Annotated in this window: 23 protein-coding genes; 17 read left to right on the top strand and 6 right to left on the bottom strand. The window is 65.1% G+C overall.

What is annotated here, in order from left to right:
• The first annotated feature begins 17 nt into the window (after nt 1-17).
• From ABWO90_RS08150 to ABWO90_RS08140, 3 genes are read left to right on the top strand one after another with little or no spacing between them, the layout of a single operon-like run.
• Complete coding sequence (locus tag ABWO90_RS08150) at nt 18-1,901, top strand: feruloyl-CoA synthase (RefSeq protein ID WP_502922565.1); 1,884 nt, start codon at nt 18-20, stop codon at nt 1,899-1,901.
• A gap of 1 nt (nt 1,902) precedes the next feature.
• On the top strand, nt 1,903-3,621 hold the full coding sequence (locus tag ABWO90_RS08145) for an acyl-CoA dehydrogenase family protein (RefSeq protein ID WP_353190702.1): 1,719 nt from the start codon (nt 1,903-1,905) through the stop codon (nt 3,619-3,621).
• The gene (locus ABWO90_RS08140; protein ID WP_353190701.1) at nt 3,618-4,532 is read left to right on the top strand and encodes an amidohydrolase family protein; all 915 of its coding nucleotides are present in this window, start codon (nt 3,618-3,620) and stop codon (nt 4,530-4,532) included. The genes ABWO90_RS08145 and ABWO90_RS08140 overlap by 4 nt, the downstream gene beginning before the upstream one ends.
• A gap of 12 nt (nt 4,533-4,544) precedes the next feature.
• Here the strand turns inward: ABWO90_RS08140 and pcaQ are convergent, their stop codons facing one another.
• Nucleotides 4,545-5,492, bottom strand: coding sequence for a pca operon transcription factor PcaQ (gene pcaQ / locus ABWO90_RS08135; RefSeq protein WP_353190700.1), 948 nt, complete (start codon nt 5,490-5,492; stop codon nt 4,545-4,547).
• Nucleotides 5,493-5,623: 131 nt separating this feature from the next.
• Between pcaQ and pcaH the strand changes: the two genes are divergently transcribed.
• The 5 genes from pcaH (at nt 5,624) to pcaD (ending at nt 9,658) form a co-directional block, all read left to right on the top strand.
• Complete coding sequence (gene pcaH, locus ABWO90_RS08130; RefSeq protein ID WP_353190699.1) at nt 5,624-6,334, top strand: protocatechuate 3,4-dioxygenase subunit beta; 711 nt, start codon at nt 5,624-5,626, stop codon at nt 6,332-6,334.
• A gap of 3 nt (nt 6,335-6,337) precedes the next feature.
• Nucleotides 6,338-6,928: a protocatechuate 3,4-dioxygenase subunit alpha gene (gene pcaG / locus ABWO90_RS08125; protein WP_353190698.1), complete on the top strand. Its 591-nt coding sequence runs from the start codon at nt 6,338-6,340 to the stop codon at nt 6,926-6,928.
• Nucleotides 6,929-7,033: 105 nt separating this feature from the next.
• The gene (locus ABWO90_RS08120; RefSeq protein WP_353190697.1) at nt 7,034-8,410 is read left to right on the top strand and encodes a 3-carboxy-cis,cis-muconate cycloisomerase; all 1,377 of its coding nucleotides are present in this window, start codon (nt 7,034-7,036) and stop codon (nt 8,408-8,410) included.
• Nucleotides 8,407-8,838, top strand: a complete 432-nt coding sequence (gene pcaC / locus ABWO90_RS08115; protein ID WP_353190696.1) for a 4-carboxymuconolactone decarboxylase — start codon at nt 8,407-8,409, stop codon at nt 8,836-8,838. The genes ABWO90_RS08120 and pcaC overlap by 4 nt, the downstream gene beginning before the upstream one ends.
• Nucleotides 8,839-8,851: 13 nt before the next feature.
• The gene (gene pcaD, locus ABWO90_RS08110) at nt 8,852-9,658 is read left to right on the top strand and encodes a 3-oxoadipate enol-lactonase (RefSeq protein ID WP_353190695.1); all 807 of its coding nucleotides are present in this window, start codon (nt 8,852-8,854) and stop codon (nt 9,656-9,658) included.
• An 89-nt stretch (nt 9,659-9,747) separates the two neighbouring features.
• Here the strand turns inward: pcaD and ABWO90_RS08105 are convergent, their stop codons facing one another.
• Entirely contained in the window at nt 9,748-10,677 is a 930-nt protein-coding gene (locus ABWO90_RS08105; RefSeq protein ID WP_353190694.1) for a helix-turn-helix domain-containing protein, read from the bottom strand.
• A 278-nt stretch (nt 10,678-10,955) separates the two neighbouring features.
• Here ABWO90_RS08105 and pobA point away from each other — a divergent pair, with 278 nt between their 5' ends.
• Entirely contained in the window at nt 10,956-12,134 is a 1,179-nt protein-coding gene (gene pobA / locus ABWO90_RS08100) for a 4-hydroxybenzoate 3-monooxygenase (protein WP_353190693.1), read from the top strand.
• A gap of 321 nt (nt 12,135-12,455) precedes the next feature.
• The gene (locus ABWO90_RS08095; protein WP_353190692.1) at nt 12,456-13,832 is read left to right on the top strand and encodes an MFS transporter; all 1,377 of its coding nucleotides are present in this window, start codon (nt 12,456-12,458) and stop codon (nt 13,830-13,832) included.
• Nucleotides 13,833-13,940: 108 nt separating this feature from the next.
• Here the strand turns inward: ABWO90_RS08095 and ABWO90_RS08090 are convergent, their stop codons facing one another.
• The 3 genes from ABWO90_RS08090 to ABWO90_RS08080 form a co-directional block, all read right to left on the bottom strand.
• A complete protein-coding gene (locus ABWO90_RS08090; protein WP_353190691.1) occupies nt 13,941-14,789 on the bottom strand; it encodes a DUF72 domain-containing protein in 849 nt (282 codons plus the stop codon).
• Nucleotides 14,790-14,899: 110 nt separating this feature from the next.
• On the bottom strand, nt 14,900-16,657 hold the full coding sequence (locus ABWO90_RS08085) for a chloride channel protein (protein WP_353190746.1): 1,758 nt from the start codon (nt 16,655-16,657) through the stop codon (nt 14,900-14,902).
• A gap of 52 nt (nt 16,658-16,709) precedes the next feature.
• The gene (locus ABWO90_RS08080; protein WP_353190690.1) at nt 16,710-17,138 is read right to left on the bottom strand and encodes a MarR family winged helix-turn-helix transcriptional regulator; all 429 of its coding nucleotides are present in this window, start codon (nt 17,136-17,138) and stop codon (nt 16,710-16,712) included.
• A 251-nt stretch (nt 17,139-17,389) separates the two neighbouring features.
• Here ABWO90_RS08080 and ABWO90_RS08075 point away from each other — a divergent pair, with 251 nt between their 5' ends.
• Nucleotides 17,390-17,632 (top strand): hypothetical protein, encoded by a 243-nt coding sequence (locus tag ABWO90_RS08075; protein ID WP_353190689.1) that lies wholly within the window; start codon nt 17,390-17,392, stop codon nt 17,630-17,632.
• A 66-nt stretch (nt 17,633-17,698) separates the two neighbouring features.
• On the opposite strand, the gene ABWO90_RS08070 is transcribed toward ABWO90_RS08075, so the two are convergent.
• Nucleotides 17,699-18,931: a porin gene (locus tag ABWO90_RS08070; RefSeq protein ID WP_353190688.1), complete on the bottom strand. Its 1,233-nt coding sequence runs from the start codon at nt 18,929-18,931 to the stop codon at nt 17,699-17,701.
• 379 nt (nt 18,932-19,310) lie between these two features.
• Here ABWO90_RS08070 and ABWO90_RS08065 point away from each other — a divergent pair, with 379 nt between their 5' ends.
• The 6 genes from ABWO90_RS08065 to ahpC all read left to right on the top strand — a co-directional run bounded on the left by ABWO90_RS08065 (nt 19,311) and on the right by ahpC (nt 25,386).
• Complete coding sequence (locus ABWO90_RS08065) at nt 19,311-20,222, top strand: N-formylglutamate amidohydrolase (RefSeq protein WP_353190687.1); 912 nt, start codon at nt 19,311-19,313, stop codon at nt 20,220-20,222.
• Nucleotides 20,219-21,013, top strand: coding sequence for an IclR family transcriptional regulator (locus ABWO90_RS08060; RefSeq protein ID WP_353190686.1), 795 nt, complete (start codon nt 20,219-20,221; stop codon nt 21,011-21,013). The genes ABWO90_RS08065 and ABWO90_RS08060 overlap by 4 nt, the downstream gene beginning before the upstream one ends.
• Nucleotides 21,014-21,096: 83 nt before the next feature.
• Entirely contained in the window at nt 21,097-22,629 is a 1,533-nt protein-coding gene (locus ABWO90_RS08055) for a YfcC family protein (protein WP_353190685.1), read from the top strand.
• 73 nt (nt 22,630-22,702) lie between these two features.
• Nucleotides 22,703-23,923, top strand: a complete 1,221-nt coding sequence (locus tag ABWO90_RS08050; RefSeq protein WP_353190684.1) for a helix-turn-helix domain-containing protein — start codon at nt 22,703-22,705, stop codon at nt 23,921-23,923.
• A gap of 44 nt (nt 23,924-23,967) precedes the next feature.
• Nucleotides 23,968-24,642 carry a Vgb family protein gene (locus ABWO90_RS08045; protein ID WP_353190683.1) on the top strand — a complete coding sequence of 225 codons (675 nt, stop codon included), beginning with the start codon at nt 23,968-23,970 and terminating at the stop codon, nt 24,640-24,642.
• Nucleotides 24,643-24,822: 180 nt separating this feature from the next.
• Complete coding sequence (gene ahpC / locus ABWO90_RS08040; protein WP_353190682.1) at nt 24,823-25,386, top strand: alkyl hydroperoxide reductase subunit C; 564 nt, start codon at nt 24,823-24,825, stop codon at nt 25,384-25,386.
• Nucleotides 25,387-25,533 lie beyond the last annotated feature (147 nt).

The following is a 25,533-nucleotide window of genomic DNA, read 5'->3' as shown; positions in this document are numbered from 1 at the left end:
AAGCAGGAGACAGTGTTTTGAATCAAGGCAACAACACGGCCGCGGCCCCGGTGTCGACCGGCATCGCCGCGCATCGTTATCGTCAGGTCACCATCGGCAATCCCGGCGTGGACGTGAAGCGCGACGGCGAGTTCTGGTATCTGCGCTCGCGTGAGGTCCTCGGCGACTTCCCCGAGCGGCTGACCGACCGACTGGTCTCGGGCGCGGCTCGGCATCCGGAGCGCTGGCTGATCGCACGACGTGGCCCGGACGGCGCATGGATCGGCATCACCTATGCGCAGATGCTGCTGCGCGCACGCGCCATCGGCCAGGCCCTGCGGGATCGCGGGCTGTCGGCGGAGCGTCCGGTAGCGATCCTCTCCGGCAACGATCTCGAACACTTCCAACTGGCGCTTGGCGCGATGTACGCGGGCGTGCCGTTCGCGCCGATCTCGCCCGCCTATTCCGTCGTGTCGACGGACTTCGGCAAGCTGCGGCACACGCTCGGCGTGCTGCGCCCGGGCCTCGTCTATGCGACGGACGCCACTGCCTACGGTCGTGCGATGGATGCCGTACTCGGCGACGACGTGCTGCGTGTGACCGCACGCGGCGACGGCGGCACACTCCCGTTCGACACGCTGCTCGACGCCGTGCCGCGCGACATCGATGCCACGCACGCACAGGTGAGCGGCGACACGGTGGCGAAGATTCTCTTCACGTCCGGCTCGACGCGACAGCCGAAGGCCGTGCCGACGACCCAGCGCATGCTTTGCAGCAACCAGCAGATGCTGCTGCAGACATTCCCGACGTTCGGGGAGGCGCCGCCGGTGCTGGTCGACTGGCTGCCGTGGAATCACACCTACGGCGGCAGTCACAATGTGGGCATTGCGCTGTACAACGGCGGCACGCTCTACATCGACGACGGCAAGCCGGTGGCCGGCAAGTTCGAGGAGACGCTGCGCAATCTGCGCGAGATTTCCCCGACGGTGTATTTCAACGTGCCGAAGGGATGGGAAGACCTCGCCATCGCGCTGGAAAGCGATGCCGACTTGCGGGCGCGCTTCTTTGCCCGCGTGAATCTCTACTTCTTTGGTGGTGCGGGACTGTCGCAGGCCGCCTGGGACCGGCTGGAGCGTGTGACCGAAGCGCACTGCGGCGAGCGTATCCGGATCATGTCCGGCCTCGGCATGACGGAAACCTCGCCAAGCTGCATGTTCACCACCGGGCCGATCATGCGCGCCGGCTACATCGGGTTGCCCGCGCCAGGCTGCGAGGTGAAGCTCGCGCCGGTGGGCGGCAAGCTCGAAGTCCGCTTTCGCGGGCCGAACGTCATGGCCGGGTACTGGCGTCACGAGGCGAGCGATCCGGTCTTCGACGACGAGGGCTACTACTGCACGGGCGACGCGGCGACGTTCGTCGACGCCCAACAACCCGAGATTGGTCTGCAGTTCGACGGACGCATTACCGAAGACTTCAAGCTGAGTTCGGGCACCTTCGTGAGCGTAGGGCCGTTGCGCGCTCGCGTGATCTCGGAGGGGGCGCCGTATGTGCAGGACGCCGTTGTCACCGGTATCAATCGCGACGACATCGGCCTGATGGTGTTCCCGCGTGTGGAGGATTGCCGACGGCTCAGTGGAATGGCGAAGGATGCGTCGCTGGCCGATGTGCTCGGCTCGGCGGCTGTGCGTGACGCTTTCGCGGCGCTGCTCGCGCGCCTCAATACGACGGCGGGCGGCAGCGCCACGTACGTCGCGCGTCTCATGTTGCTTGACACGCCGCCTTCGCTGGATCGAGGCGAAGTCACCGACAAAGGTTCGATCAACCAGCGGGCGGTGCAGGACCATCGCGCGGCGAGTGTCGATGTGTTGCACGCGGCGCAGGTCGACGCGCGTCACATCATTCTCGCGCCAGCAAGGCGTTGATATGCGCTATTCCGAATTGCAGAGCGCGGCGGACGATATCGCATTCGTTCTGGACACGTTGGGCGTGGGCGATGCATTGACGCGACTTGCCCCGTTCCGTGAATTCGACACGGCGACGCTCGTGCAGGTCGTCGACGAAGCGGCGCGGTTCTCGCGGGAAGTGCTCGCCCCGCTGAATGCCGTGGGCGACCGCGAGGGATGCACATGGCGCGACGGCGAAGTCGTCACGCCTGCGGGATTCGCCGACGCCTATCGTCAGTATCGCGATGCCGGCTGGCCGTCGTTGCCGTGCGATCCGTCGCTGGGCGGGCAGGGGCTGCCTGTCGTGGCGCAGGTTGCCGTACAGGAACTGATCGCGGGCGCGAATCTCGCCTGGACGATGTATCCCGGCATTCTGCACGGCGCCTACGAATGCGTGCATCGCTTCGGCAGCGACGCGCTGCGCGAGGCGTGGCTGGGGCCGCTGGTCAGCGGCGAGTGGCTGGCGACGATGGCGCTCACCGAACCGGGCGCGGGCAGCGATCTGGGCCAGATTCGTACCCGTGCGGAATGGGTCGCGGGGCAGGACGAGACCGTCCTTGTCACGGGCGAGAAGATCTTCATCTCCGGCGGCGAGCAGGACCTGACGCCGAACATCGTCCACCTCGTGCTGGCTCGCACGCCGCAGGCGCCTGCCGGCAGTGGGGGACTGTCGCTGTTTCTCGTGCCGAAAGTGCTCGCGAACGGCGAGCGCAACGCGGTGCGCTGTACGGGCATCGAGCACAAGATGGGGATTCGCGGCAGCGCCACGTGTTCGATGGCGTTCGAAGGCGCGACCGGGTATCTCGTCGGCAAGCCGCATCGCGGGCTTGAAGCGATGTTCGCGATGATGAATTCGGCGCGTTTGCACGTGGGCGCCTCCGGCGTCGGACTCGCGCAGAGCGCCTATGAAATGGCCATGCGCCACGCCAGCGAGCGCGTGCAGTCGCGCGTGCCGGGTGCGCCGGCGGACACGCCTATCGCACAGCACCCGGCCGTGTGGCGTTTGCTCGAAGGGCAACGCGTTGCGGTCGAGGGCGCGCGACTCCTGCTGTACCGCGCGGCGCTCGCCATCGACGAGGCACATCACGCCTCCACGGCACAGGCACGCGCGCAGGCCGACGCGCTGGCCGCGCTGCTGACCCCCGTCGTCAAGGCGATGCTCACGGCGCAGGCGTTCGAAGGGGCGAGCGGCGCATTGCAGGTCTTCGGCGGCTACGGCTATGTTGAGGAGACCGGCATCTCGCAGTATCTGCGCGACGCGCGTATCCCCATGATCTACGAGGGGACGAACGAGATTCAGGCCGTCGATCTGCTGATGCGAAAGATCGTTCGAGACGAAGGCGCGACGCTGCGCCAGTGGGTCTCGTGGGCACGGGAACAGATGCATGCCGCACGCGGTATCGAGGCACTGGGTGGCTTCGACGCAGCGCTGGCGGCGCTCGACGAATGGACCGCGCTGGTGCCGCAGGTCGTCGCGCTGGCGCAAGCGTCGCCGCGCGCGGCGCTGTGCGTGGCAGGGGAAGCGATGCGTGTGGTGTACGGGCTGTCGATGGCAGGACTGTGGGCGCAGGCGGCGCTGACCGATGCACCGGGCAAGCGCCGTGCTGCCCGCTATTGGCTCAAGTTCGAACTGCCGGAGGCACGTCGCGCAATGGCGATCGTGGCAGCCCAAATCCTGGACCCGGAGACAGCCGAATGAAGCTCGACACGCTCATCGCCATCGACACGCACGTGCATGCGGAGGTGTCGTGCTGCCAGCCACCGGACCTGTTCGGCAAGGACTTCGATGACGCTGCCGACAAGTACTTCGGCACCGTGCTCAAGCAAAATCGCCGGCCGACCATTCCCGAGACGATCGCGCACTATCGCGAACGCAATATCGGCTTTGTGATGTTCACTGTCGATTGTGAGGCGAACATCGGGCGTCGCCGCATTCCGAACGAGGAGATCGCGGGCTTCGCGCAAGAGAACGCCGACATCATGATCGCGTTCGCGAGCATCGACCCGCACAAGGGACGCATGGGCGTGCGCGAGGCGCGACGCCTCGTGGAGGAGTTCGGGGTGCGCGGGTTCAAGTTCCACCCGACCATGCAGGGCTTCTTTGCAAACGACCGCATGGCGTACCCGATGTACGAGCTGATCGCGGAGTACAAGCTCACGGCCGTGTTCCACAGCGGGCATTCGGGCATCGGTTCGGGCATGCCGGGCGGTGGCGGGTTGCGGCTCAAGTTCTCCGAGCCCATTCATCTGGACGATGTGGCGACCGATTTCCCGGACATGAACATCGTGATCGCGCATCCGTCGTGGCCGTGGCAATCGCAGGCGCTGTCGATTGCGCTGCACAAGCCGAACGTCTACATCGATCTGTCGGGATGGTCGCCGAAGTACTTCTCGCCGGAACTGATCCAGTACGCAAACTCGCTGTTGCGGGAGAAGATGCTGTTCGGCTCGGATTTCCCGCTCATCGCACCGGATCGCTGGCTGCGCGACTTCGAGACGGCGGGCTTTCGCGACGAGGTCAAGCCGCTGCTGCTCAAGGACAACGCCGTCAGGATGCTCGGGCTGGCGCCGGCGCATACGGCGGACGATGCCACTGTGGCGCAGACGTGACGCGTGGCGCCGTCAGCGAAGCCCCTGCATGCCGTAGCGCGCCCGCGCGGCTTCGCGCATGGCGCTGATGAGCGTCTGCTCGGGCGGGGTGGGGACGGTGTCGTTGCGCCACAGAATGCCGATGGATTCCTCGGTGCCCTGCGTGGCAAAGGGCAGGGCGCACAGGGCGCCGTCGGCGAGGTCGTCCTGCACGGTGATCTCGGACGCGATCCAGACGACGTCGTCGCGCAAGGTCATGGCGCGGGCGAGCGACATCGACAGCAACTCGGAGTAGTCGTCGAGCGTACCCACACCATGCGCCCGCAGGAAGCTGTCGGCGGTATGCCGCAGGATCGTGCCGTGCGGCGGCAGGATCACGTGATGGTTCGCCAGGTCCGCCATCGACACGCTGCGCTGCTGCACGAGCGGATGCGTCGGGCGCACGACCACGCACAGGGGGGTGGCGCACAGATGCTCGAACGTGAGTCCGGCCATGCCTTCCGGATCGGACATGCGGCCGAGCGCCAACGCCATTTCCCCGGATTTCAGGCGGGTGAGCAACTGCTGATTCGCCCCGGTATGCACCTGCACCACGATGCCGGGCCATTCGCGGCGGAAGGCTTCCAGCACGCTGGGCATCATGGCGGCGGCCAGCGTGGGCAATACGGCGATCTCGATCACGCCGCCGGTCTGGCCGACGGCTCGCGAGAGCACGTCGATGCCCTGGCGCAGCGCACTCACGCTCGCGCCCGCATGACGCAGGAACAGTTCGGCCTGCGCCGTGGGCCGCGCCCCGTTGCGTCCGCGCTCGAACAGGCGCACGCCCAGCAGGCTTTCCAGCTCGGCAATGGTCTTGCTCACGGCGGGTTGCGTGATGGACAACGCATCGGCGGCGCGCTGGAGGCTGCCGTGCTGGGCCACGGCCAGCAGGCATTGCAGATGGCGCAGCTTGATTCGCCCGTCGAGTAGGTGTCTTTCCATGCCGGAAAGTTATGAAAAGCCTAAGAAAATGTCAATAAATATATCCGTTGATTATGGATATAGTGTCGAAAACAAGCTGGCGATGGGCCACGACGCCTGCCAGATCAGTCAACACAAAATGGAGTGAGACCATGTCGAACACGACAACCGTCCTGCGCCCCCGCGACTGGGATTCGCATCCCAAGCTCATCGACAGCGGGTACAAGTCCACGGCGCTGCGCGGGCCCAAGCAATTGCTCGTCCCCGTCAAACAGAACCTCGCCGACCTGCGCGCGCCGGTCTACGGCAACGGCATCATCGGCGCGCTCGACGGCGACCTCACGCGCAATGCCGTGCGCAACGGCGAGCCGCTCGGCGAACGCATGATCGTCACGGGCCGCGTGCTCGACGAAGGCGGTCGTCCGGTGCCGAACACGCTCGTGGAGCTGTGGCAGGCCAACGCCTGCGGGCGCTACGTGCACAAGGTCGATCAGCACGACGCGCCGCTCGACCCGAACTTCCTCGGGGCCGGTCGTGCCATGACCGATGCCGAAGGCCGCTACAAATTCCTGACGATCAAGCCGGGCGCGTATCCGTGGAAGAATCACCACAATGCGTGGCGCCCGCAGCACTTGCACTTCTCGGTGTTCGGTCACTACTTCGCGACGCGTCTGGTCACGCAGATGTATTTCCCGGGCGACCCGCTGCTCGGCTACGATCCGATCTTCCAGGCCACGCCGGCGCATGCCCGCGACCGTTTGATCGCGCGTTTCTCGATGGATATCACCGAGCCCGAGTACGCGCTGGGTTATGAATTCGACATCGTCCTGCGCGGTGCCGACCAAACGCCGATGGAGTCCTGAGCCATGTCCGACTATCAGCAAACGCCGTCGCAGACCGTCGGCCCGTATTTCGCCTACGGCCTGTCGCCGGAGCAGTACCTGTACGACTTCAAGAGCGCCTTTACGCCCGTGGTGGCGACCGACCGTGCCGAGGGCGAGCAGATTCGCCTGATCGGCTGCGTGTACGACGGCGCCGGCAATCCGATCAACGACGCGCTGATCGAGGTGGTGCAGGCCGACGCGCATGGCAAGTACGTGCGTACGGCCGAGGATATCGAGCGCACCGGTTTCGCGGGCACGGGCCGTTGCGGCACGGGCACGGATCCGGAGCACCGCTTCGTGATCGAGACGATCAAGCCGGGCGCGGCTGCGCCGGGCGATGCCCCGCGCATCGACGTGATTCTGACGATGCGGGGCTTGCTCAATCATCTGTTTACGCGTATCTATTTCGACGACGAGGCAGCGGCCAATGCGGCCGACCCCGTGCTGCAACAAGTGCCGGCCGAGCGTCGTCACACGCTGGTCGCGCGTCGCGAGGTGAGCGGTGGCCGTGTGTCGTACCGGTTCGACATCCGCATGCAGGGCGACGAGGAGACGGTCTTCCTCGACCTCTGATGTCGGTCATGCAAGGCTGAAACTGGCGCGGCTTCAGGCTGCCGGCATGCAAGTGCCGGCGGCCTGGAGCCGTATCTGCATTTTTGCAACGCAACAGACTCTCCGATGACGGAACTGCTTGATTCCTTGCTGCGCGGCTCGGCCGTGACGGCGCGATTCTCGCGCGACGCCACGCTCCAGGGCATGCTCGACTTCGAAGTGGCGCTTGCCGCCGCCGAAGCCGAGACCGGCCTGATTCCGGCCGCCGCCGTCGCCCCGATTGCCGCCGCTGCGCATGCCGGCGCGCTCGACTGGCCCGCTTTGCGCGATGCCGCAGCCTGTGCGGGCAACCTCGCCATTCCTCTGGTCAAGCAACTCACGGCCCAGGTGGCGGCGCACGATGCCGACGCCGCGCGCTTCGTGCATTGGGGTGCCACCAGTCAGGACGCCATCGACACCGGCCTCATCCTGCAGGTGCGCGGCGCCCTCGACGATCTCGGTGCCGACCTGGATGCCTTCATCGGCGAACTCGCCGAACAGGTTCGCCAGCATCGCGCCACGGTCATGGTGGGGCGCACGTGGTTACAACACGCGTTGCCGATCACCTTCGGGCTCAAGCTCGCCGGTACCCTCGACGCCTTGCTGCGCGCCCGGACCGACCTCGCGCACGTGCGCGAACAGGCGCTGTGCGTGCAGTTCGGTGGTGCGGCGGGCACGCTGGCGTCGCTCGGCACGCAGGGACCGGCGGTGGCGGCGGCGCTCGCACGACACCTCGGCTTGCCCGACGCCGACACGCCCTGGCATGGGCAGCGCGATCGCATCGTGCGCGTGGGAGGTTGGGCCGCGTCGCTGACCGGCTCGCTCGGCAAGTTCGCGCGCGATACGGCCATGCTCACGCAGACGGAAGTCGGCGAGATCGCGGAAGCCTCCGGCCCCGGGCGTGGCGGCTCGTCCACCATGCCGCACAAGCGTAATCCGGTCGGATGCGCGGCCATTCTGGGTGCGGCGGCACGCACGCCGAACCTCGCCGCCACGCTGTTCGGCGCCATGCAACAGGACCACGAGCGCGGACTCGGTACATGGCATGCCGAGTGGGAAACCTTGCCCGAACTGCTCATGCTGTGCGGCGGCGCGCTCGCCACCGCGCGCACGCTCGTCGCCGACTGGACCGTCGATGCGGCGCGCATGCGTGCCAACGTGGACATCACCCACGGGCTCATCATGGCCGAGGCGGTCACGATGGCGTTGGGTGAGTCGATGGGACGGCTCGAAGCGCATCGCCGCGTCGAAGCACGCTGTCGCGACGCCATCGCGCAACAGCGGCATCTGCTCGACGTGCTGCGCGAAGACAGCGATATTACCCGCGTGCTATCCCCGGAGGCGCTCGAGCGCCTCACCGATCCGCAACATTATCTGGGCGCCGCCGAGACGTTCGTGAGCCGCGTGCTTGCGCGCGTCGATGCGGCTGCGGTGCCCGCTCAATCCGGCAGGAAATCCAAATGAACGATCAGGACCGCTACGACAACGGCATGCAAGTGCGCCGCGCCGTGCTCGGTGACGCCCACGTCGACCGCACGCTCACGCGCATCAACGACTTCAACGACGACTTCCAGAACTTCATCACGCGCTTCGCCTGGGGCGATGTCTGGACGCGACCCGGCCTCACGCGCCATATGCGCAGCATGGTCACGATGGCGTTGCTCATCGCACTGAATCGCGGCGATGAATTCCGCATGCACGTTCGCGCAGCATTCAACAACGGGGTGACGCGCGAGGAGATGAAAGAGCTTTTCATGCACGCTGCGCTGTACTGCGGACTGCCGGCGGCGAATCAGGCCATTCACGATGCCGAGAAGGTCTTCGCGGAAATGGAAGCGGCCGATCCCGGCTCGACCACCCGTGCGCGCGAGCGTGCGGACGGCCAGGTGTGAGGGGGCGACACGAATGACCGTAGAACGATTGATCGATGTCGGCGACGCGACGCTGCGTGTGGCTATCGACGGCGACGACCGCGCACCTGCGCTCGTGTTGTCCAACTCGCTGGGGACGACGCTCGACATGTGGGCGCCCCAATTGAGCGCACTGGCTCGCGAATTCCGCGTGATCCGTTACGACACGCGCGGACACGGCGGATCGTCTGTGACGCCCGGTCCGTACGTTATCGACCAATTGGGCCGCGACGTGCTCGCGCTGCTCGACGCGCTGAACATCGAACGCGCCAGTCTGGCGGGCGTATCGATGGGCGGAATGACCGGCATGTGGCTCGGCATTCACGCGCCTGAGCGGCTAGAGCGCCTCGCGATTGTCTGCTCGTCGGCACACATCGGCGGCGAAGACGGCTGGAACGCGCGCATCCGCACCGTACAGGCCGACGGCATGGGCGCGGTTGCCGACGCCGTGGTATCGCGCTGGTTCACGCCCGAATTCGCCGAACAGGAGCCTGCGCTCATCGAGCGCATGAAGGCGATGTTCCGGTCGCTTTCGGCACAGGGCTATGCGGCGGCGTGTGCGGCCGTGCGCGACATGAACCAGCTCGATGAAATTGCGTCGATCAAGGCGCCGACGCTGGTCGTGACCGGCGCGGGCGATCTGGCCACGCCGCCCGCGATGTCGACGGCTATCGTCGAACGGATTCGCGGCGCGCAGCAGGTCATCGTGCCCGGGGCGCATCTGTCGAACATCGAGTGCGCAGGCGCCGTTACCGACGCGCTGCTGTCCTTTCTACGGGGGAAGACGCCGGTCGGCGCATAAGCAGTACCAGCGCTGGCTGTGGCGTAATAGCGCGGGGGCGGGGCACGCGATGGCGCTGCCCCGCCAACCCGACAGGTGTCATCGACGTCTCACGACTCGTCGCCGAGATGGGCGTGCTGTGCCGTGCGCCGGAAGGCCGACGGCGTGACCCCGACATGCCGCTTGAAGACACGGCAGAAGTACGCGGGATCCTGGAAGCCCAGTTCGTACGCCACGTGCGAGACCGGTGCCGGGATGTAGATGAGTTTGCGCCGGGCTTCAAGCATCAGGCGATCCTGCACCAGATCGAACGCCGACTTGCCCGCGATACGCCGACACAACCGATTGAGCTTGCTCTCGGTCACATGCAGCCGTTCGGCATACGTGGGGATAGCCCACGCTTCGGTGTAGTGCGTCTCCACCAAGGCGCGAAATCTCGCGAAGAGATCCACTTCCGAGCGCCCCGCACGGGTCGCAGAGTCGTGATGCGCATGCAGGCGAGCGAGCAGTAACAGCACGCTGCGCGTAAGCCAGCCGACCATTTCCCCGTGCCCCAGTTGCGGGCGCGAGAACTCGTCCATGATCAGCCCGAGCAGGGTGTAGAGACGGTCGCGCGTTTGCGGCGCGTCGGCCAGCGGGAAGAGCCACGGCTTGCGCAGCAGCGACGCCATGTCGGCCTCGGCGCCGATCGAGGTGTCGAACGGCACGCTCTGCGCCATCGTCAGCACCAGCCCGTGTGCGCCGCGCGAGAAGCGGAAGTTGTGGACCGCCGACGGGTGCACCGTGATGACGGCCGGGCCGGTGACCACCCACGTCGCGTCGTCGACGTTCGCCTCCACCGAGCCCTCGAAAATCGCCAGTACCTGAAACAGCCCGAGATGCCGGTGCGTGTCGATATGCCAGTCGTACAGACGGCTGCGCGTTTCAATCCATTCGATGTGGACGAAATCGGCGCTGTCGGTTTCCGTCAACTCGCCGTAGAGCGAAAACTCCGGAATCGTCTCGCGCGCCGCGCGCAGCCGGGATGTCGCGCCTGACATACTGGTTTTCCCTTGGGCGAAGTTGTCAAAAAAGTACAAGAAAGTCGTCGATTCATCCATTCAACGCGACGCGCGCGCTCCATAAGATATGACGCATTCGCTCCTCGTGACAAGGCGAAATAATCGCTTTCGACATGCTCGTTTACGCGCAGTCCTAAGTGCAGGCGGTGTGCGCAAGGCAACCGAGAAATGCAATCCGCACGCCTGCCGGGTTTCTGTCGCGACATGCCCGGCAAACGGTCGCCGGACGAGGGCGAGGCAACTACAGGAGACAACTCATGCGTACCCATTACCCAGTCGTCATCGTCGGCGCCGGTCCCGCCGGCCTGCTGCTTTCCCATCTGCTTCACCTGCAGGGCATCGAATCGATCGTGCTCGAATCGCGCTCGCGCGAGGCCGTCGAATCGACCATCCGTGCCGGCGTGCTGGAGCAGGGCACGATGGACATCCTCAACGAGACGGGCGTCGGCGAACGCATGCGCCGCGAAGGGGCGGTGCACCACGGTGTCGAACTCGCCTTCGGCGGCCAGCGTCATCGCATCGCGCTCACTGAGCTCACGGGGCGGTCCATTACCGTCTATGCCCAGCACGAGGTCATCAAGGATCTGATCGTGGCGCGCGAAGCGGCGCAGGGCGAGATTCTGTTCGACGTGTCGGATGTATCGGTGCACGACATCGACAGCACGCAACCGAGTGTGCAATTCACCGTTGACGGGCAGACGCGACGCCTGACGTGCGACTTTGTCGCCGGCTGTGACGGTTTTCATGGCGTATGCCGCCAGGCGATGCCCGCATCCGTGCGCAAGGAGTATCAGCGCGTGTATCCGTTCGGCTGGTTCGGCGTGCTGGTCGAGGCCCCGCCGTCGTCCGACGAACTGATCTACGCAGCGCACGAGCGCGGTTTTGCGCTCATCAGCACGCGTTCGCCGACGGTGCAGCGCATGTATTTTCAATGCGATCCGAGCGAGCGCGCCGAGCAGTGGAGCGACGAGCAGATCTGGCACGAATTGCACACGCGTACGGAGACGAGCGATGGCTGGCGTCTCACGGAAGGCCCGATCTTCCAGAAGAACGTGGTGGCCATGCGCAGCTTCGTTGCCACGCCGATGCAGTATGGTCGTCTGTTCCTCGCCGGCGACGCCGCGCATATCGTGCCGCCGACGGGCGCCAAGGGCATGAACCTGGCGGTCGCGGACGTATGGCGTCTTGCCCGCGCGCTCGACGACTTCTTCCACCGCGACAGCGATGCCGGGCTGCAAGGCTATTCGGAGGCAGCGCTCAAGCGGGTCTGGCGTGCCGAGCACTTCTCGTACTGGATGACTCGCATGCTGCATCGTCTGGACGACGCCACGCCGTTCGAGCAGCAAATGCAGCGCTCGGAGCTGGAGTATGTCGTCAGCTCGCGTGCCGCATCGCTCATGCTGGCAGAGAATTACGTCGGGTTGCCGCTGGTCTGATCGATGCAGGCACGGGGGCGGGCATGGCCCGCCGTGCCCGTATGGGGCGGTGTGCCATAACCGATGCATCGACCGATCGGCCTCGCCACCCACCGCCCAACCGCACGATTCCCTTTGCGTCCATAACTGTGCGTTATGGATGAACTGACGAAAGATCATTTCGAGCGGCATTCGAAGGACGTAAAGTAGCGGCAGAATTCGAGACGCCGCCGGGCAGACATTGCGCACCACCCCCAACCCACGGTTGCGCAGGCGGTGCCGGATTCCAACAAAAATAATGGGATGACAAACGAGGCGGACACGCCTCGAGGAGACAGCTTCATGAATCAAACGCGCACGGTGGACGTACCCACCTATATCAACGCACAACGTTTTTCCGGCTACCAGTGGCTGGTGCTGATCCTGTGTTTCTTCATCGTTGCCATCGATGGATTCGATACGGCCGCGATCGGCTATATCGCCCCTGCACTCGTGCAGCAGTGGCACATCGACAAGGGATCGCTCGGTCCGGTCCTCTCGGCGGCACTGTTCGGTCTGGCCGGCGGCGCGATCTTCGCCGGGCCGCTCGCCGACAGGCTCGGCCGCAAGACCCTGCTTGTCCTCTCCGTGGTGTTCTTCGGTGTCGCGAGCCTCGCGACGGCTTTCGCGCAAGATCTCGAGACCCTCACGGTGCTGCGGTTCCTGACCGGTCTCGGGTTGGGCGCGGCCATGCCCAACGCGGTGACGCTGATCTCGGAATACGCGCCCGAACCGCGCCGCGCGATCATCGTCAACACGATGTTCTGCGGGTTTCCGCTCGGTGCGTCGGTGGGCGGGTTCGTGGCGTCGTGGCTGATCCCGCACTTCGGCTGGCATAGCGTGCTCGTGCTCGGCGGCGTGCTGCCGCTGGTGCTCTCGGTACTGCTCATCCTCTGCCTGCCGGAGTCGGTCAAGTTCCTCGTCGTGCAACGCAAGCCCGTCGAGCGCGTGCGCCGCATTCTGTCGCGGATCTCGGGCGAGTCGCTCGCCGACGTGGCCACTTTCACCGTCAACGAAGCTGCGCCGAAGCGCGCCGGGTCGGCCATCGGCGTGGTGCTCTCGAAGCAATACGGCTTCGGTTCGCTCACGCTGTGGGTGACCTACTTCATGGGGCTCGTGATCTTCTATCTGCTCACGAGCTGGATGCCGATCCTCTTCAAGGATGCAGGTTTCACCATCGAGCGCGCCGCACTGATTACGGCATTGTTCCCGCTGGGCGGCGGCATCGGCACGATTCTGTCCGGCTGGTTCATGGACAGGTTCAATGCGCAAAAGGTGGTGGCCGTGGGCTACGCGCTCACCGCCGTGCTGGTCTACGCGGTCGGGCAGGCGATGGGCAACATCGGCGTGCTCGTGACCTTGATCTTCCTCGCGGGTACGGCAATGAATGGTGCGCAGTCGTCGATGCCGTCGCTGGCCGCGATGTTCTACCCGACGCATGGCCGTGCCACGGGCGTGGCGTGGATGCTGGGCATCGGGCGCTTTGGCGGCATCGCTGGCGCCTTGCTCGGTGCGGAACTCATGCGTCGTCACCTGGGCTTTGCGTCGACGTTTTCGCTGTTGGCAGTGCCCGCGCTGATCGCTACCGTTGCCTTGCTGGCGAAGAATGCGTGGGAGCGTGCGAGCGGGCATGTTGCCGCGACGTCGGCAGATGCGCGCAACTCGGCGGCCATGCACTGATTACTCCCCGCGGGCCAGACTCGCGGGACGGACCGATTGACCGTAGTGGCTGTACCGAACGCGGCGCCTTGTGCGCCGCGTTTTTCATTCGTCACGCCAGCGTGTAATTCAGTGCTTGGCCAATGCCGCAATCATTGCCATCGCTGCCGCCGGATTGCGTTCCTTGAAGCCGCTGATCACATAGAGAAAGACATCACGATGCTTCGCCTTGGGCGGCGCACCGGCGAGGGTGTCGAGGTCCTTCGGCACGCCGCCCTGTGCAAACGTTTCCGCCCGAGCGAGCCATTGCGTCATCGCCTTGGGGGCATAGCCGAGCTTGTAGCGTTCCTGTGTTCCCATCAGCCGCGCATAGACGAACGGTGCGGTGACGTCGGCAATGCACGGAAACTTCGCATCGCCGGCCAGGACGATGGCCATTTTGTACTTGCGCGCCAACGCGACAAACTCGGGCACGGCGAAGCTTTCATGCCGGACCTCGAGCGCATGGCGGATCGGACGACCCCCTGCCTCGACCGGCAACAGGCGCAGGAAATGCTCGAAATCCTCGGCGTCGAATGCTTTCGTCGGGGCGAACTGCCAGTTAACCGGCCCTAGCTTTTTGCCCAGTTCCAGCACGCCGCTATCGAAGAAGCGGGCGACGGAATCGCCAGCCTCGCCGAGCAGGCGCCGATGCGTGGCATAGCGCGACGCCTTGACCGAAAACACGAAATCGTCCGGTGTCTCTTCGAACCAGTTGCGGAAGGTGGCCGGTTTCTGCGAGCCGTAGAACGTGCTGTTGATTTCGATGGAGGAGAGGTGCCGGCTGGCGTATTCGAGTTCGCGGCGCCTGGGCCACTTCTCGGGATAGAACGTGCCTTGCCACGGCGCGAAGTTCCAGCCGCCGACGCCGATACGAATGCGCTCGCTGTCGGCGGCGCGTGTGGTTTTCGTGGAGGTTGACGCGGGCGTTTTCACCATCGGAGCTTGCGCATGTGAGCGATGCGCCGTGAGGAGGATGAAGTCCCCGATGGTGGGCCAACGGTGTGGCGTGCGTCAACAACGGTGTGGGCCGCACGCCACGATCGGTGCTATCGATTACGTCGGCGTCCGAGATGAAGCATGCGCTCGCGTACCTCTTCCTCGGAGCGCCAGTGCTCCGCCGGTTTGACCAGATCGCTGCGACTGATGATGCCGACAAGCTTGCGCGAGGTGGCGTCGCTGACCACGGGCAGACGTTCCAGATGGTGCGCCGCGAAGCGCGCCGACACGATGCGTCCGGTCTCCGACGGCAAGGCGACCAGCGGCGGGTTCACGCCGTAGAGCTGGCCGAGTGTTTGCAGTCCGTTCGCCTGGGCATGCGTGAGTCCCTGACGGTCGACCATGCCCAGCACCGCGTGCGTGGCGTCCACCACGGGGTAGGCACGATGGCGCTGGCTTGCGCCGAAGGCTTGCGTGGCGGCGGCTTCGATCGTCATGTCGGCACGCAGCGATTCGGGTTCGCGGCTCATCAACTCACCCACATGCAGGCGTTCAAGCGGATCGACACCATATTCCCGGTGGATGTGACGCCCGCGGCGGGCAATCTTCTCCGTCATGATCGAGCGCGGCATGATCCAGATCGTCACGCCGTAGGAGACGCCGCAGGTGAGCAGTAGTGGCAGCAGCGCGTTGACATCGTGGGTGAGGCCCAGCGCGAAGACGATCGCGGTCAGCGGTGCGCCGAGCACGCCCGCGAGTGTGGCGGCCATGCACACGAGCGCCCAAAGCGAGACGTCGCCACCCGGCAACATCGGGGCGAGCAGCGTACCCAGACCCGCGCCGATCATGAGCAGCGGGGCGAGCACGCCGCCCGAGGTGCACGACCCCAGCGCAATCGCCCAGATCACGGCCTTCACCAGCAGTAGGGCGAGTGCGGCATGCATCGTGAAGTGCCCGTTGAGCAGATCGGCGATCACGTCGTAACCGACGCCGAGGGCGCGCGGTTGGAAGTAACCGCCAATGCCCACAGCCAGGCCGCCGATGGCGGGCCACCACATCCAGTGCACCGGCAGCTTGTGGAAGCCGTCTTCGATGGCGTAGAGGGCGCGCGACATGCCGGCCGACAAGATGCCCGCACACAGTCCCGCAATCAGGCACGACACGATGGCGATGGGGGCGGCGGGCGGCGTGGCCAGCGGGAACAGCGGTCCGGCCTCGAGCATCAGCGGACGGGCAAAGCCTGCGACCGCGCACGCCACGATGACCGGCAGCAGACTGCGCGGACGCCATTCGAACAACAGCAATTCCACCGCGAGCAGCACCGCGGCGACCGGCGTGCCGAATACGGCCGTCATGCCGGCTGTGGCGCCGGCGACGAGCAGCGTCTTGCGTTCGGCAGCACTCAGATGGAAGTACTGCGCGATGAGCGAGCCGAGTGCGCCGCCCGTCATGATGATCGGTCCCTCGGCGCCGAACGGTCCGCCGCTGCCGATCACGATGCCCGACGACAGCGGCTTGAGCACCGCCACGCGCGGCGACATCTTGCTCTTGCCGAACAGGATTGCTTCGATGGCCTCGGGAATGCCGTGACCGCGAATCTTGTCGCTGCCGAATCGGGCCATGGCACCGACGATCAGGCCGCCGATGACGGGCAGCACGATCACGACGGCGCCGAGCGTGTTCTCGGCAGGCGAGCGCGGCGCGAACGAGAGCGTCTGGTAGAAAAAGAGGTTGGTGAAGCCCTGAATCAGGTGCAACAGCAGCCATGCGGCAGGCACGCCGCAAAAGCCGATCACGGCGGCCAGCGCGATGAGACGCGGCAGGCCCGGCGCGCGCGAAAAGTCGCGGGCATGCTCGGGCGCCGCCATCGGGGCGTGGTGCGAAGACGTGTTTGGAACGGTGGACATGGGACTGCCGTGTTTACAGGTGAACGCCACGAATGTGGAAGATGTCTGCGAAGGTGCTCAATTCGTTGCGGTGCTGCGCCGCGAGATTGGCGAGGCACGCTTCACCGGTCGCCGAAAGGTGGATTTCCACCACGCGCCGGTCGCTCTCGTTTTGCCGCCGCGTGACGAGCCCCGCCTTTTCGCAGCGCGCCACCAGCGCGACCATGCTGTGGTGCACGGCTTGCAGCCGCTCGGCCAATTCACTGATGGACGCCCAATCGCGTCCCGGGATACCTTTCACATGCAACAACAGCAGATATTGCTGGGGCGTAATGCCGCCTTCGCGGGCGGCGGCTTCGCTGAAGTTCAGGAAGCGGCGCAGGCGATAGCGAAACTCCGAAAGGGCTTCGAAATCACTCTTGGTCAGGGCATCGCCAGTGATCGGCGGATTCGGTGAAGGCATAGATTCGCAGGCGTTGGAATAGGAAGCGTCCGAAAGAGGCGTCGAAAGCGAAAAAATATATCACATCGCGATATATTCGGCGGTCTTAGGGATACCCGGGATGACAAACGGGGCGGCGAACGTGCAGAATCGCGAAAAAACGAGACTCAGCAGTGACTGGAACTCGCACCCCGCCGAGACACTGGATTCCGGGAAGTCATCACCGGTGACAGATGCCCTGCGAGCGGGCCGACCTCTGACAGGGAGGAGACATGGCTTCCACGGTCCGACGCCGCTGGCGTACGGGTACGTTGTTGTTGCTGTCGGTGGCGCTCGGTTCGACCGTGGCCGCCTATCACTACGCCACTGGCTTCGAATTGGGTGGTGGCGTATTTCAGCAGATCGGCTTCGGACGTTCGGGCACGTCGTCCGGGTCGCCTGCGCGTGCGCGAGGCGCACCGGCTTCCTGTTCGGGGAGCGACTGCCGCGACGACGCGTCGCCCCCGGCGCATTGATGCGCGCTTGATCCTTCCGTGCTGCGCACCGCACCCCGTTGCAGGGTGCGGCTGGCTTTCGCCGCGTTAGAACACGTGGCGCAGGCCGATGGTCATGGCGTTTTGCGTGGCATCGCGTCCCGGCGCACCGCCTGTGATCCCGGGGTTGTACATATCCCAGGCGCGCAGGTTGGCGAAGTATGAGTAGATGTCGGTGCGTTTGGACAGGAAGTAATCGACGCCGACGTTGAACTGCAGCAGGCGGCCGGTGGCCGGAGCGCCGACGAACGAATAGCGCGAATGCAGCACGGCGCCGACCAGCTCGAGGTTCGGCGCAATCCAGTAGTTCACCCCGACATCGAACACGTTCGTGGCATTGTTGTTCGAACCGGCGGCCGCAAAGGCGCCGCTGCTGGCCGCGCTCGTGAACTGGGTGGCCAGCGGCGCCGACGTGCCGCCGAAGCGCGCGAGCGGTTGCAGCGTGCGCGACCACGACGCGTAGACACGCGCCTTCTCCCACTTGTAACTCGTGCCGACCATCCAGGTCCGGATACACACGTCGCCGGCATGCCCGAATGACGGATCGCACCCGGCACCGGAGGCGGCGCCGACGTCGCTCGACGAATTGGTCGCCGCCGTGCCCGTACCCAGCCGCGATTGCCAGTAGCCGAAGCCCACGCCAAAGCCGCCGTATTTATAGTTCGCGCCGAACCCCAGTGATTGTCCCGTGGACATCGAGCCGGGGGTGCCGCCGAAGCCGTAGGTGGCGTTCGCCGTCAGTCCGTGAAAGTCCGGCGAGTCGTAGCGCACCGAGTTGTTCGATCGATTGCCACCCACGCGGTCGAGATTGTTGTTGTGTACGCCGTTGATGAAGGTGCCGAAGTTGTAGACGCTCGAATACCAGGTGGCAATTTCATCGATGTAGTCCTTGCGGCGACCCAGTTGCACTGTGCCGTAAGGGCTCGACAGGCCCACGACCGAGGTGCGTCCGAGCGGCAGGTTCCCCTGACCGGCCGTGCCGTTGGCAACCGAGAAGCCGCCTTCGAGGATGAAGAGCGCCTTCATGCCGCCACCCAGATCCTCGGTGCCCTTCATGCCCCAGCGCGATTGCTGGAGATCGCCGCTGTCCACGCTGAAACGACTGCCAGTGGCCGTGCCGCTCGGACCGGCGACCTTGCTCACGTAGGTCACGCCGCTGTCGAGCAGACCGTAGAGCGTGACGTTCGATTGCGCGCGTGCCGACGTGCCGAACATCGTCAGCGCCGCAGCGCCCATCCCCATGACGGCCACGCGAGCGATTGGCCAAGCCTTGTATTTCATATCCCCCCTCCGGGTGTGTTTAATGAACTTGTTACAAATGTTTTAATAATTAAAACAACGTTTCGAAAATTATCGTGTTCAGATGTCCGAATCGTCAACCATCGATAAAAATTCATGCGACGAGAGACGGCGGAGTCGATGGATGGGGGGGTATTTCAATGATTGAAACACGTCCATTTCACGAGGGTTTGCGAGTGATTTTGGAGGGTGTTGCCTATGTGGCTTGTTCTGATGACAGATTCCCTGCTTGACCCGCTCAATATTTTGAGGCTTAATTTTTAATACGTTGTTTTAATCAATAAGACATAGTGAATCGACGAAGCGTCGAGTTGCAGATCGGGGCTGTCGGATGGCCCTCGGCTCGCGGGAAAAATTTTTTATGGTGACGCAAGAAAACAACACGAACGCTTCCGGCGTGGCCGAGGCTTCGCGAAACCCGGCGTGTATCGTCGTGCCCGCGCAGGCGGTGCCGCTGCCGATCGTGTTCGACTCGCCGCATAGCGGCATCGACTTGCCGGCCGATTTCGGCACGGTGGCATCGCGCGAGGCATTGCTCACAGGGTGGGACGCGTTCGTCGACGAGCTGTGGGCGTGCGTGCCGCGCCATGGCGGCACGCTGATCGCCGCGACCTTCCCGCGTGCGTACATCGACGCCAATCGCGCTGTCACCGATATCGATGCCGACATGCTTGACGCGCCGTGGCCGGGCCCGATCGCCCCGGAAAAGTATTCGGCGCGCGGCATGGGGCTGTTGCGCCGTTACGCGCTGCCGAACCAGCCGATGTACGACCGGAAACTCACGGTGGCGGAGGTGCGTCATCGCATCGACGCGTATTACCTGCCGTATCGCCGTGCGCTTGCCGACGCCGCTGAGGCGGCGTATGTCCGGCATGGGGCGCTCTGGCACGTCGACTGCCATTCGATGAAGTCGCGCGGCAATGCCATGAATGTGGACGAAGGGGCGGCGCGCCCCGACATGGTCGTGAGCGACCGGCTCGGCACCACGGCCGACCCGGCGTTCACGCAATGGGTCGCCGAAACGCTGCGCGAGCTGGGCTACCGGGTTCAGGTCAACTCGCCGTATCAGGGGGGAGATTTGCTCACTGCGGTCAGCGATCCCGCCCGCGGTCGCTCCAGCCTGCAGATCGAAATCAATCGCGCGCTGTACATGGACGAGGCGCGCTTTGTGAAGCACGCGGGATTTGATACGCTCGGGCGCAACCTGGAAACGTTCACGGCTGCGCTCGCCCGTTGGGTGCGTGCGCAGTCAAGCCCGAAGGAAACCCCATGAACTACATCGTCGATTCCGTCGACAGCGCCCTGAAACTGCTCTCGCTGGTTGCGGAGCATCCCGGGCTCGGTGTGACGGAGCTGTCCAATCGTCTGGGCATCAACAAGTCGCGCACCTATCGCATGTTGTGCACGCTGGAGCACAACCGCTTCGTGTTGCAGGACGAACGCACCACGACCTACGCGCTCGGCCCGCAGGCATTTGTCATCGGGGTGGCGGCCTCGCAGCAGAACATACTCGTGCGCGCTGCGCAGAAGCACATGCTCGCGCTGAACCAGGCGATCAACGAAACCATCGTGTTGCGGGTACGCGAGGGGCTCGAGACGGTGTGCGTCGCACGCTGCGAGACCACGCATCAGGTGCGCTCGGTGGGTTCCGTCGGCAACCGTCGCCCGCTCAGTTCGGGGGCGTCGGGCAAATTGCTGCTCGCATTTGCGCAGGACGCCATTCGTAACGAGTTCTTCTCGCGCATGAAGCACCTGCCGGTCGCGGCCGACCCGATGACGTTCGCCGACGAGCTGGCGGCCGTGGCACGCAAGGGGTATGCGATGAGCGCGGGTGAAGTCACCAGCGGGGCCGTGGCGATTGCGGTACCGGTGCGCGACGTCTCCGGCGAAGTCGTGGCGGCCATTTCCATTTCGGGTCCCGAAGCGCGCATCAGCCGTATCGAGATTCCCGACTATCTGGAACGTCTGCAAGCGTGCAGTCGCCAGATTTCCGCAGAACTGGGGTACACGGGCACCGCCGGTGCGCAGGCCCCGAACGAGGCGCGAGCCGACAAGGTGGCGTAAGCCCGCCGCCCGCCCGGTCTGCCGGGCAGGGCGCAGCGCGACGTCATTTCACAACCATAAAAGAGACAACAGGCAGGACTGATATGACAGCGCTTGCGCCGACGCCCGTCGACGGGCATTCCCGTTCCCATTCGAATGCGGTGGATCCCGCTTCGGCATCGCCCCCGGCATCTGCCGACGCCGGCCAGGGCGAGGGCGCGCCCGGTCACACCGAAAAACCGCACGGCAAGATGCTGCACCCGGTCGTCATGATGCTGTGGGTGTTGATCATGGCGGTCGCGATGACCTGGTGGGTCGATGCCGGCCGTTTCGAACGCGAGGGCAAGCTCGTGGTGCCGGGCACCTATCAGGTCGTGCCGAAAACCCATGATCCCGCGCTGCTGATCGCGCCGCGTGCCACGCGCAGTACGCCCGAGCAGGCGCAGCCGGCGAACGTGGTGTCGGCGTTTCTCGCCGTGCCGCAGGGGCTGGTGAAAAACGCGCCGCTCATCTTCATGGTGATGTTCGTGGGTGGCATGTTCGGCGTGATGCGCAAGACGGGCGCCATCGATGCAGGCATCGACCGGCTTTTGCAGCTGACGTCGGGCAACATGTATGTGCTCGCGCCGCTGCTGATGGTGTTGATCGCACTGGGCAGCACGCTGCTCGGTTTCATCTCCGAATATCTGGTCGTGATTCCGATGGTAATGGTGCTCACGCGCCGTCTGGGCCTGTCGAATCTCTTCGCGGTAGCGCTCGTCGCGATTGCCGCGAAAATCGGCTACATCGCCTCGGTGACGAACCCGCTGGCGCTGGCCGTGGCGCAACCGCTCGTCGGCCTGCCGCTGTTCTCAGGCATCGGGTTGCGTATTGCGATATTCGTGGTGTTTCTCGCGTTGGGTATCGCCTATTTCCTGTGGCACGTGTATCGCAGCGACTATCGTCTGGCGCAGGCGCGCGCGCAGATGGACGCGGTGGCGCATCTGCACGCCCGACTCTCGGGCCGCCACAAGGCCACGTTGCTGGTGCTGGCGGTCGCGGCGGCCATGCTGGTGTACGGCACGCGCGAACTGAAGTGGGGCAATCTCGAGTTGTCGGCGTTCTATGTGCTGACGAGCCTCGTGACGGCCGTGGTCGGTCGTCTCGATTCGCGCACCGCCGCCGATGCCTTCGTGGAGGGACTGAAGGGCATGATGCTCGCGGGGTTGCTGATCGGGCTGGCCGCGTCGGTCGAGCTGATCCTGCACGGTAGCTATGTGCTCGATACGTTGATCAACGATTTCACGCAACGGGTGCGCGGGCAGTCGGCGGTCGCGGTGGCCAATGGCCTGATGGGCGTGCAGATGGCGCTGGATGTCTTCATTCCGTCGGTCTCGGGCAAGGCGGCGGTGAGCATGCCGATCATCGGGCCGATCGCGCAGCTCTCGGGCGTGAGTCCGCAAACGTCCGTGCTGGCGTTCCTGCTCGGCGGCGGATTGACGAACATGATTACGCCGACATCCGGCATGTTGCTTGCCTATCTCGCCACGGCACGTGTGGGCTTCGGCCAGTGGCTGAAGTTCATCCTGCCGCTGTTCTTCGTCTTGCTCGTGCTCTCCGGTGGGGCGCTCGCGTTCGCGGTCATCAGCGGATATTGAACGCGGCGACCACGCCGTGACGCCGTGACGCCCGCGAAAGCGAGCGCGAGGACGCACGCGGTAATATCGCGCGATGGACTCCCTGATTGCTGCTTCCGCCCGCGCGCTGGCCGCGGGCGATCCGCTCGGTGCGCTGCGCCGCGTTGCGCTTCGCGACGACCCGCCTGCGCTTGCGCTGCGCGGCATCGCAATGGCGCAGCTTGGCGACTACGCGCGCGCCCGCGAATTGCTCAAGCGCGCTGCGCGGGGCTTTGGCACGCATGAGGCGCTCGCGCGGGCACGTTGCGTCGTCGCCGACGCCGAGGTCGGCCTCGCCATGCGCGATCTGGGGGGCCACCCGCGCGCGCTGCAATCCGCAGCGGCGCTGCTCGAAACCCATGCCGATTTTCCCAACGCCATGCTCGCGCGGCTGCTCGTCGCCCGGCGGCTATTGCTGCTGGGCAAGCTCGATGCCGCAGCACAAGCCGTGCGCGACATTCCCGCCGCCAATGTCCCCGCCCGTCATGCCGCAGTCTATGCGTTGATCGCGGCGGAACTGGCACTTCGCACACTGCGCATTGCAGATGCGCGAGACGCGCTCGATCACGCGCACACCGCCGCCATTGCCGCTGACGTGCCGGCGCTCAGCGCCGAAATCGAGAATCTGCGCGATGTACTGACACGCCCGGCGGCGCGCCAGTGCGACACGGGCCACGAGCGCGAACTCTGTCTCGACGACGTGGCGGCGTTGCTCCACTCAGATGCCCTGGTGGTCGACGCGTGTCGTCGCGGCGTGAGCATCGGACATCTGTGGCGTCCGTTGGCCCGACGTCCGGTGCTGTTCACACTGGCACTGCAACTGGCGCGTGCGTGGCCGGGCGATATTTCGCGCGAAGCGCTGATCGAAGAGGCGTTTCGTATGCGTCACCCGGACGAGACGCACCGAGCGCGGTTACGCGTGGAAATCGGCCGCCTGCGCAGCTTGCTGCGAGGCGTCGCCGAGATCGATGCGACGCCCGATGGCTTCGCATTGCGCACGACCGGCGCGCGCACGGTATCGGTCCTGCTGCCGCCCATCGACGGTGAGCGCGCATCGCTCATTGCCCTGCTCGCGGATGGCGCGGCGTGGTCGACGTCCGCGCTGTCCCTGGCGCTCGGCGCGAGCCAGCGCACGGTGCAACGGGCACTGGGCGAACTGGAGGCGCAGGGGCGCGTGCGTTCGGTAGGGCGCGGCCGGGCGCAACGCTGGATGGCGCCGCCGCTCACCGAATTCGCGACGATTTTGTTACTCCCTGCCGGGTGGTCGTTTGGCTAGAGTGGACTTGCACGCTAATTACGGCGTCACAACCGGAGCCTGACATGACGAGCAATACGCAACGCATTTCCTCACGCACGCCTGCGGTAAGCACCGCCGACATTACCTCGGAGTACGGACCATTCCCCGGCTTCGAGCGGATTCACGGCGTGACCTTCGACGGACAACGGGTCTGGGCCGCCACCGGCGACAAGCTGATCGCTTTCGATCCGGCCAGCGGCAAGTTGCAGCGCACGCTCGATGCCGCGAGCGACGCCGGCACGGCCTTCGACGGCAAGCATCTCTACCAGATTGCCGACGCGCGCATCGACAAGATCGACCCGTCGACCGGACGCGTCGTGCATTCGTTTGCGCTAACGCACGGCAGCGGCAGCAACTCGGGGCTGACGTGGGCCGAAGGCAGCCTGTGGATGGGACAGTACCGCGACCGTCGCATTCTGCAGATCGACCCGGAAGACGGGCGGGTGCTGCGCACCATCGAGTCGGACCGTTTCGTGACCGGGGTGACCTGGGTCAACGACGAACTCTGGCACGGCACGTGGGAGGACGACGAGAGCGAGTTGCGTCGCGTGGACCCCGTTGACGGCGAAGTGCTGATGCGTGTGCAGATGCCCGAAGGCATCAACGTGAGCGGCGTCGAATACGACGGTCACGGTCTCTTCTACTGCGGCGGTGCGGCCACCGGCAAGGTTCGCGCGGTGCGTTACCCGAAGGATTGATCGCCCGACGCGGCCCAAGGGCGGCGGCGTCCGGCGGTAACGGACTATCCGACGTTGCATACGCAGGCTATCGATCCCGATAGCCTGTCTCAATTGAATAGATTTTTATAATCAATTTCCTGAGATTGATAGCATTCGGCATACTGACAACACTTTCCACCCAGTCAGAGAGACACCGAAATGCCGATCATCAATACCCAGATCAAGCCGTTCAAAGCCCAAGCCTACCAGAACGGCGATTTCATCACCGTGACCGACGAGACCCTCAAGGGCAAGTGGTCGGTGGTGGTGTTCTACCCGGCCGACTTCACCTTCGTGTGCCCGACCGAGCTGGGCGATCTGGCCGACAACTACGAAGAATTCAAGAAGCTGGGCGTTGAAATCTACAGTGTTTCGACCGATACCCACTTCACGCACAAGGCCTGGCACGACACGTCGGACACGATCCAGAAGATCCAGTACCCGATGATTGCCGATCCGACCCTGGCGATCTCGCGCAACTTCGACGTGCTGATCGAGGAAGAAGGTCTGGCCCTGCGTGGCACGTTCGTGATCAACCCGGAAGGCGAGATCAAGCTGTGCGAAATCCACGACAACGGCATCGGCCGCGACGCCAAGGAACTGCTGCGCAAGGTGCAAGCCGCGCAATACATCGCAGCGCACCCGGGCGAAGTCTGCCCCGCCAAGTGGACGCCGGGCGCTGAAACGCTGAGCCCGTCGCTCGACCTGATCGGCAAGATCTAAGCCCAGCAGCAACCGAAGCAAACCGCAGCAAACGCCGCTCCCGTCACGGAGCGGCGCTCCGCCGGCGCGTCGGCCCCCTAAACCCGACGCGCTGGCACCCAATCCCGAATACCCGATGCCTTGCTGCAACGGCCGCCGGCCGACGCG

It is taken from the genome of Pandoraea pnomenusa (genome assembly GCF_040391475.1).
GTDB classification, from domain to species: Bacteria; Pseudomonadota; Gammaproteobacteria; order Burkholderiales; family Burkholderiaceae; genus Pandoraea; species Pandoraea pnomenusa_C.
The sequence above is the reverse complement of the archived record's forward strand: the minus strand, read 5'-3'. Positions and strand labels throughout refer to the sequence as shown.

Coding starts and splice junctions, on each gene's coding strand:
- ABWO90_RS08145 (WP_353190702.1), top strand. CDS start 1,903: ATGCGCTATTCCGAATTGCAGAGCGCGGCGGACGATATCGCATTCGTT.
- ABWO90_RS08140 (WP_353190701.1), top strand. CDS start 3,618: ATGAAGCTCGACACGCTCATCGCCATCGACACGCACGTGCATGCGGAG.
- pcaQ (WP_353190700.1), bottom strand. CDS start 5,492: ATGGAAAGACACCTACTCGACGGGCGAATCAAGCTGCGCCATCTGCAA.
- pcaH (WP_353190699.1), top strand. CDS start 5,624: ATGTCGAACACGACAACCGTCCTGCGCCCCCGCGACTGGGATTCGCAT.
- pcaG (WP_353190698.1), top strand. CDS start 6,338: ATGTCCGACTATCAGCAAACGCCGTCGCAGACCGTCGGCCCGTATTTC.
- ABWO90_RS08120 (WP_353190697.1), top strand. CDS start 7,034: ATGACGGAACTGCTTGATTCCTTGCTGCGCGGCTCGGCCGTGACGGCG.
- pcaC (WP_353190696.1), top strand. CDS start 8,407: ATGAACGATCAGGACCGCTACGACAACGGCATGCAAGTGCGCCGCGCC.
- pcaD (WP_353190695.1), top strand. CDS start 8,852: ATGACCGTAGAACGATTGATCGATGTCGGCGACGCGACGCTGCGTGTG.
- ABWO90_RS08105 (WP_353190694.1), bottom strand. CDS start 10,677: ATGTCAGGCGCGACATCCCGGCTGCGCGCGGCGCGCGAGACGATTCCG.
- pobA (WP_353190693.1), top strand. CDS start 10,956: ATGCGTACCCATTACCCAGTCGTCATCGTCGGCGCCGGTCCCGCCGGC.
- ABWO90_RS08095 (WP_353190692.1), top strand. CDS start 12,456: ATGAATCAAACGCGCACGGTGGACGTACCCACCTATATCAACGCACAA.
- ABWO90_RS08090 (WP_353190691.1), bottom strand. CDS start 14,789: ATGGTGAAAACGCCCGCGTCAACCTCCACGAAAACCACACGCGCCGCC.
- ABWO90_RS08085 (WP_353190746.1), bottom strand. CDS start 16,657: ATGGCGGCGCCCGAGCATGCCCGCGACTTTTCGCGCGCGCCGGGCCTG.
- ABWO90_RS08080 (WP_353190690.1), bottom strand. CDS start 17,138: ATGCCTTCACCGAATCCGCCGATCACTGGCGATGCCCTGACCAAGAGT.
- ABWO90_RS08075 (WP_353190689.1), top strand. CDS start 17,390: ATGGCTTCCACGGTCCGACGCCGCTGGCGTACGGGTACGTTGTTGTTG.
- ABWO90_RS08070 (WP_353190688.1), bottom strand. CDS start 18,931: ATGAAATACAAGGCTTGGCCAATCGCTCGCGTGGCCGTCATGGGGATG.
- ABWO90_RS08065 (WP_353190687.1), top strand. CDS start 19,311: ATGGTGACGCAAGAAAACAACACGAACGCTTCCGGCGTGGCCGAGGCT.
- ABWO90_RS08060 (WP_353190686.1), top strand. CDS start 20,219: ATGAACTACATCGTCGATTCCGTCGACAGCGCCCTGAAACTGCTCTCG.
- ABWO90_RS08055 (WP_353190685.1), top strand. CDS start 21,097: ATGACAGCGCTTGCGCCGACGCCCGTCGACGGGCATTCCCGTTCCCAT.
- ABWO90_RS08050 (WP_353190684.1), top strand. CDS start 22,703: ATGGACTCCCTGATTGCTGCTTCCGCCCGCGCGCTGGCCGCGGGCGAT.
- ABWO90_RS08045 (WP_353190683.1), top strand. CDS start 23,968: ATGACGAGCAATACGCAACGCATTTCCTCACGCACGCCTGCGGTAAGC.
- ahpC (WP_353190682.1), top strand. CDS start 24,823: ATGCCGATCATCAATACCCAGATCAAGCCGTTCAAAGCCCAAGCCTAC.